Genomic DNA, 1,657 nt, shown 5'->3' with positions numbered 1-1,657 from the left:
AGCTTGAGGCCACCATCAAGCAGCTCAATGCCGAGCTTGCAGACCTCGAGATCTACTTATACCCGGACCGCATGGCCGAAAAGGCAAAGTCCCTCGCCGATGCCGAAAAGAGGCTCGCCGAGTGCTACAAGAAGTGGGAGGACTCAGTAGAGATCCTGTAGGTTGGGCATCGCAGAATCCCACCCGGATGCCAGGACCAGCCTCACGTAAGGCCCCGGCGGCCAGGGAGTTCCCATAGGAGAGGACCCTGCCGCGCCAAGTGTCGTGCGGTAGCCGAGGACGAGCCTTGCCTGGGGCGTGATGTCATATGTGGCCCGCGCGTCCACTGTTGCCAGGAACAGCCCTCCGGGGTCCAGGTACGTCCAGGACCCTCCCGCGCCCAGGGATAACCCCGGCGCCACCCGTCGATCGAAATAGGCCGCTATGGACCGAGTTACTGCACGGACCGGCACAGGAGGCGAAGTATCATCGACCTGCTTCAGTGACAGGAGCCCGGACGCGCATGTTCGTTCATCGAGCACGACAGAGCAGGAAAGGGCCGTTGTGAACTTCCCGACCGTGCTTCCTCTCTCAAGCCGCTGTCTTTCGCCCTCACACGTCAATATCCCCACCGTCTCAAGGTGGCCCGGCAGGGCGACACTGGCCCGCAACGAGAGGGTCTCCCGGCGAGGCCCGAAGGAAGCCCGGAGATCGGCCCGCCATGAACCTCCGCCCGACGTGTTTTCCGCGAGCAGAAGGGACCCCCCGAGCCTGCCATTGGCCGGCTCATACTGGGCGGCGACCGTGAAAGGTGCCTCGCCGCCAGGTAAGCACCACAGCCCAACGACCGTGTCTGCCGGGCTTTCGCTCTGACCTTGCCGGGTGGTCCCCCCGATATGCCGGCGGTGGGTTAACGACAGACTGAAGCCTCGACCGAGCGGCAGGGAGCACGCAAGCTCGGCCGCAAGGTGCGGCGCACCTCCCACAGCGAGCCGGCCGGTGACTCCGGGCGGGCCGGCGTAGGCGAAGCTCACCAGGGGTGCCATGACCATTTTCTCACCGCTCCTGGAGATGTCCGCGCCCGCTGTGAGCGTCAGGGCATCCGTCAGGCGCTGTTCCCAGGCCCCCGAAACCCGCGGTGATCTTTGAGCTGCGTCGTAGCCTGCCGTCAGCCTCAGGCCTCGCATTGGCATGACTTCCATTCCAACGCTTAGGCCAGGAGGCCTTCTGCTCGCTTCGGAGCCTGCTGACAGCTCCATGACAAGCCTGGCGTTCTTAGCGAGCGGTGCGGCAAGAGTTGTCCGCCCGAAGAACATCGCTTTCGGCCCCGACATCGTGAGCCCGTTTGCTCCCTCGTCCGTCATATAGGTTACGCGTTTTTCGCCACTCAGGCTAAGCTCAAGCCCAGTTTCGGTTTGTGCCGCGACCTTGCCACTAGCCTGCCATGAGGTGTACCCGGGACCCATCTCCAGCTTGATAGCTTTCGTTCCCGAGATCACGGGGGATGGCGGCGTCGCCGCGCCAGGTGCTACACTGTCCATCCGTTGCAGCGGAATCCGCTGCAGCGGAATGTCCAGGCGCACCGTCTCCCCTGCGGCGACGCTTACTGGAATCAAGGTCGACCGCGACTCCCAACCTGGTGGTAGGGTCCGTTCGGCCACCCGCATGACATGATCCC

Annotated in this window: 1 protein-coding gene; it reads left to right on the top strand. The window is 64.0% G+C overall.

Annotation, left to right across the window (positions count from 1 at the left end; all coding sequences use genetic code 11):
- Positions 1–14 precede the first annotated feature (14 nt).
- A complete protein-coding gene (locus AB1609_23240; GenBank protein ID MEW6049351.1) occupies positions 15–161 on the top strand; it encodes a hypothetical protein in 147 nt (48 codons plus the stop codon).
- Positions 162–1,657 lie beyond the last annotated feature (1,496 nt).

This window comes from Bacillota bacterium (assembly GCA_040754675.1).
GTDB lineage: Bacteria > Bacillota > Limnochordia > Limnochordales > Geochordaceae > Geochorda.
This window is presented reverse-complemented; position numbering and strand designations above follow the sequence as displayed.